3 protein-coding genes are annotated in these 3,662 nt (G+C 53.9%); all 3 read right to left on the bottom strand.

Annotated features, from left to right (window positions below):
* The coding region (locus tag ACETWG_12735) for a hypothetical protein (protein MFB0517453.1) at positions 1-773 on the bottom strand (773 nt) is incomplete at its 3' end.
* A 163-nt stretch (positions 774-936) separates the two neighbouring features.
* Entirely contained in the window at positions 937-2,175 is a 1,239-nt protein-coding gene (locus ACETWG_12730; protein MFB0517452.1) for an FtsW/RodA/SpoVE family cell cycle protein, read from the bottom strand.
* A partial coding sequence (locus ACETWG_12725; GenBank protein MFB0517451.1) for a penicillin-binding transpeptidase domain-containing protein occupies positions 2,144-3,662 on the bottom strand: 1,519 nt, incomplete at its 5' end. The genes ACETWG_12725 and ACETWG_12730, both read right to left, overlap by 32 nt.

The following is a 3,662-nucleotide window of genomic DNA, read 5'->3' as shown; positions in this document are numbered from 1 at the left end:
TAATTAAATACGCGCTCAAATTCCGTAATCGCCCGCTTGAAGTTTTTCATAGCGTAATAGCACTCCGCGAGCCAGTATTGGGAATTATCCGCTAATTCGTGCTGGGAGCCGCTGGTCACCAGCCCTGAAAACTTATCGATCGACTCACGATATTGTCCATTCTGATAGGCTGTGAGGGCTTGGATATATCTGCTCCGAAATTCTTCATCAGTCATAGCAGCGGACGGCGGGGTAGATTCGGCCTGGCGGGCAGCCATGATATCGTTGAAACTACTGGTCAAGGATACGATCTTGTTCTCGATCAATACCAGTTGTGACAGAATCTCAAAATTAGTGCTGTCGATGTAAGCCGCCTTATCCTCCAACAACCGGATTTTATTCATAATCATGCTCAACTGATTAACCAGGGTCAGCTCGGAGCTATCCATGGCAGCCTTCGCCCTTACCGCCGATTCCAGAGAGGCCCTGATATCAGGTAGGGCTGTCGTTAGATTCCGAAGGCTCCTTTCCAGCCCTATCACCCTGGCCCGCAGGCTATCGTTTTCGCTCTTCAGCGCTGCCAGACGGCCATTGATCCGTCTGATCTCCTGAGCCATACTGGTCAAAGAGGGCTGAGCCTGTCTGGGACGCTGCTGCGTTTGTTCACTCCTCGTCTGATCCCTAAAAGCCGAATCGGTGGCATCAGGCATAGCCCTACTCGAGAGAAAGGCGGTGGGTAACATCAAGGTGATGGAGAAGGCAAAAACCAAGCCTGCCATTAGCCGGCGCCGCATCTAACCTCCAGTATATCTCGTGAGATAATCAATCTAAATTAATTTATATAAGTTAACATTTTATCATCTATACAGCAACGACCCATACTTCCTCCTCCGGCGTCAAATCTTGGGTCTTATGCTGGAGTGGGTCATCTTAAACCAATCGCGAATCCCGGCCAACTCAGGGTTCTCCAGCCAACAGGTATTGGGTCAATGCTACCAGTAGCAAACAGGTTAGTAAAAACGACCCACCATAGCTCATGTACGGCAATGGTAGTCCTGTCACCGGCATGAGTCCTGTGGCCATGCCCATGTTCACGAAAACATGCACCAGGAGAATGGTACCGAAGCCGATGATCGACAAGCTGGCAAATCGGTACTGGGTCGTGGAAGCTCGATCCAGCATCCGGAGCAGAAGCCATCCGAAAAGGATCAGCGTTCCCAGAACGGCCAGAAAGCCCAATTCTTCGCCAATCACAGCGATAATAAAATCGGTATCGCTTACCGGCAGGAACCGGAGGTGGGTTTGGGTCCCTTCGCCGATTCCCTTGCCGAATACACCGCCAGAGCCAATGGCGGTTCGCGATTGAAGCACCTGATAGCCAGCCCCGTGCGGATCTGCAGACGCATCCAGGAGCGTGAGGATACGCCGTTGCTGATAGGGCTGCAAGCTGTTCCAAAGGGTGGGAGCCAGCGTTCCGAAAAGGGCGTTAATCGCAAAGATGACGGCGCTCCATCGCAGTCGGGACCGGGAGAAGTAGAGCACCAGGACCAGGAGGAGCATCCAGAGGGAAAAGGCGTAGAAATTGAATCCGGCAATCAAGCTGACGGCAGGCGCCAGAATGATGAATAAGTGGAAAGCGGAAATCCCGGACCAGTACATCATAACAATGGCTACGGCAAGGTAAATAATGGCCGTTCCCAGGTCAGGCTGCCCGATAATCAGGAAGGCCGGCAGCAGGGCGATGGCCAGCGGTATTAGAACATACTGGAACCGCTGGAGATACTTCTCGTAGTCGGTGAGGAAGCGGGCCAGAGCAAATACCAGCACGATTTTACCGAACTCCGCCGGTTGCAGACGCAGGGAACCCAATGCAATCCACCGTTTGCCACCTGAAAAAGCAGGCATCAAGTAGGTGACCAGCAGTAGAAAGATCAGCAGAGCATACAAGCGGTAGGCATATTCATAGTAAAAGCGAGGGTGTAGCCAGCGTAATAGCCAAACCGCCATCACAGCGACCACCAACCAGCCTATCTGGCGAAAAAAGGTGGATGAAAGGAAGGGAGTAGGGAGACTGGTGCTGTAAAGTCCGATGAAACCCAGCAACAGGAGCAGGGCGACGGGGACCAGGATAAGGGTATCCCAGACTATCAGGCTGGGCTGTCCCCTAAGGGACTTGAGCCAGCTCTTCCCTACCATCACTGTATCTCGCAATAAAATAACGGAAGATCTCTGCTGCCATGGGCGCAGCCGTGCGTGAGCCTAATCCCCCCTGTTCCACCAGAAGCGTCACTACCAGTTCACGATTCGATCTGGTCCTGGCAAACCCGGTAAACCACGAATGACCCTCACCGTGGGGATTCTGGGCCGTGCCGGTTTTACCGTAGATGGCACCGCCCCCAACTCGAGCTCGAAAGCCCGTGCCCTTTTCCCCATTGACCACCAGATACATGCCCTGCTGGATGTCTCTCCAGATCCAGGCCGGTAAATCAATGACCGGTTCTCTGGATTCCTTCTGATGTGGTGAAATCACCAGGGTCGGCACCACCAACCGCCCACCGTTAGCAATGGCCGCGGTCATGCGGGCAATCTGAAGGGGCGTCACCAGGATATCACCCTGGCCCAGGACCAGGTTCAGGAGGTGGCCGGAAGTCCACCCTTCATCAGCGTACTTCTGATCCATATATTGCGGCGTAGGCACCAGCCCCACAGACTCCTGGGACGGCTCTAAACCGGTCGGGCTGCCAAAGCCGAATTCCCGGGCCATTTCCGTCCAGGCCTCAAAACCGATCCATTGAATGAGTTTGTAAAAGTAGATATTGCAGGATAGCCGTACCGCATCCTCCAGATTAACATGGCCATGACCGGGCCAGATATTGCAATGGAAAACACGATTACCGAACCGGTAGGCACCCTTGCACTCTACCGTCGCCTGCGGGTCGACCTCACCTCCGGCGAGGGCGGCGGCCACCGCCACCAGCTTGAAAACCGATCCCGGAGGGTACAGACCATTGATCACCCGATCGAGCAGGATTTTGTCCGGGTGATCCCGCCACTGCTCCCATAGAGGCACCGGCACCGGGCCAGTGAAAGGAGCCAGTACGTAATCGGGAGCACTCACGTAGGCGAACAACTCTCCGGTATGAGGTTCCATAGCGATTAGTGCGCCACGGTAGCCCTCCATAATCATCTCACAAAGAGCTTGCATATCAATGTCCAGCGTCAGCTGGAGGTCCTGACCGGGGACCGGTCGCACAGCAGGCTTGTCGGTAACCTCACCCAGATCTCGCAGCAGATAGTCCACTAGATGGTAGCGATAACCTTTCTTCCCACGGAGTATCGGTTCATATTGCTTCTCCAACCCAGCGGCACCTACAATATCGCCAAGTTGGTAGCCTTCTCTACGGTACTGCTCGTAATCATCCATCGAGATGCTGCGGAGATAGCCAATGACGTGAGTGGCCCGCGACCGCGACGGATAGTGACGGATCGCCCGATCCATAAAAAAAATACCCGGGTATTCCAATCGGTGTTCTTCGATGTATGACCTCTGGGCAAAGCTGACGTCATCGCAGAGGATAACGGGTTGGAACCGCCGGTAAGGAACGTCAGCTTCCTGTACGATATTATATATCTCTTCGCTTGAGAGATCCAGGTAACTGCCCAGCCCATCCAGCTCTGATAGG

It is taken from the genome of Candidatus Neomarinimicrobiota bacterium (genome assembly GCA_041862535.1).
In the GTDB taxonomy this organism is placed as follows: Bacteria; Fidelibacterota; Marinisomatia; order SCGC-AAA003-L08; family TS1B11.
Note: the sequence above shows the minus strand (reverse complement) of the source record. Positions and strands in the feature narration are given on the sequence as shown.